This window comes from Vibrio sp. YT-17 (genome assembly GCF_033337375.1).
Lineage (GTDB): Bacteria > Pseudomonadota > Gammaproteobacteria > Enterobacterales > Vibrionaceae > Vibrio > Vibrio alginolyticus.
In genome coordinates, this window is sequence record NZ_JAWOQP010000200.1 from 1 (window position 1) to 1,037 (window position 1,037).

The 1,037-nt window shown below is 43.2% G+C and carries 1 protein-coding gene and 2 pseudogenes; 2 read left to right on the top strand and 1 reads right to left on the bottom strand.

Annotated elements, in window-relative coordinates; translation table 11 throughout:
- The first annotated feature begins 16 nt into the window (after positions 1–16).
- Both R7F67_RS24920 and R7F67_RS24925 read left to right on the top strand, forming a co-directional pair.
- Positions 17–358, top strand: a pseudogene (locus R7F67_RS24920) (DUF2799 domain-containing protein).
- A 139-nt stretch (positions 359–497) separates the two neighbouring features.
- Positions 498–830, top strand: a complete 333-nt coding sequence (locus tag R7F67_RS24925) for a hypothetical protein (RefSeq protein ID WP_021450227.1) — start codon at positions 498–500, stop codon at positions 828–830.
- A gap of 79 nt (positions 831–909) precedes the next feature.
- Here R7F67_RS24925 and murQ read toward each other — a convergent pair.
- Positions 910–1,037: pseudogene (gene murQ / locus R7F67_RS24930) on the bottom strand (N-acetylmuramic acid 6-phosphate etherase); the annotation flags it as partial.

The following is a 1,037-nucleotide window of genomic DNA, read 5'->3' on the forward strand; positions in this document are numbered from 1 at the left end:
CAGTTAAGGAAGAGTTATGAAAAAAGCGACGGTGGGGTTGGCGCTGGTATTATTGGCTGGGTGTGCTGCAACCACGGAAGATCTCGCCAAATCGGGTGATTGGTAGCAGATTGGTTATCAAGATGGCATCGCAGGGCACACTTCTCGTAGTGTAAAAGAGCTGAAAACGTTAGGCACTGCTAACCCAGGTGATTATGACCGTGGCTATTTGGAAGGTGTCGCTGAATATTGCAATCCAGACTTTGCTTATCAAATGGGTCTATCTGGCCAATATTATGAGGGTGTCTGTGAGGGCACTGAGCAAGCGCAAAAATTCCGTATGGAATGGCAACGAGGCTGGAACGAATACAGTAATTAATAAATACAGTAGTTAACGGCAAGACTCATTCTGTTTCATAATCAAGACGATAGTTTGGCTTGTTGAACTTCTGACAATTCTATCGGATCGCTTTGGTCTACTTGGCTCATTGAGATTGAGTAATAAGTGATATTGAAATATGAAAAAGTACTTTTTAGTTGCGTTAGTATTACTGCCGCTAACCGCAAGTGCCAGCAATATGCTGAAAGATACGATCAAAGCGAAACGCAAATACGACCATAACAAGCATCAGATTACGAATACGCTCAATAATACCAAGCGGGATATTGAAGATCTCACCAACGGTACTTACGTGCAAAACAAAATGAAACGGGAAGTAAACGAGGCGACAAGCCAGTACACGAATAAAGTGGAACGCGTTAAAAATGCCACTGATCCAGACCAGCTCAAGCGTAAGGTGAATAACGAGTTAAATCGCGAATTTGATGAGTGGTTGTATGACGAGGATTGATGCTTGATGTATCAGCTCCGGCAAAAAGATAAGGTGGCCCATGAGCCACCTTTTTACTATCCAACCTTCTTACATTAGGTCAGTTTGATTTATGGCTTTCTACCGCTTTACGCAAGAAGCCGTCTTGATGATGAAGGTGCTGACGTGCGGACTCGATATCAAGATCGGTCAAGATCATTAAGATCGCCAGTTTCACCTCATAATTGG

Excerpts from the sequence above, each read along its gene's own strand:
- R7F67_RS24925 (WP_021450227.1), top strand. The coding sequence starts at position 498 with ATGAAAAAGTACTTTTTAGTTGCGTTAGTATTACTGCCGCTAACCGCA.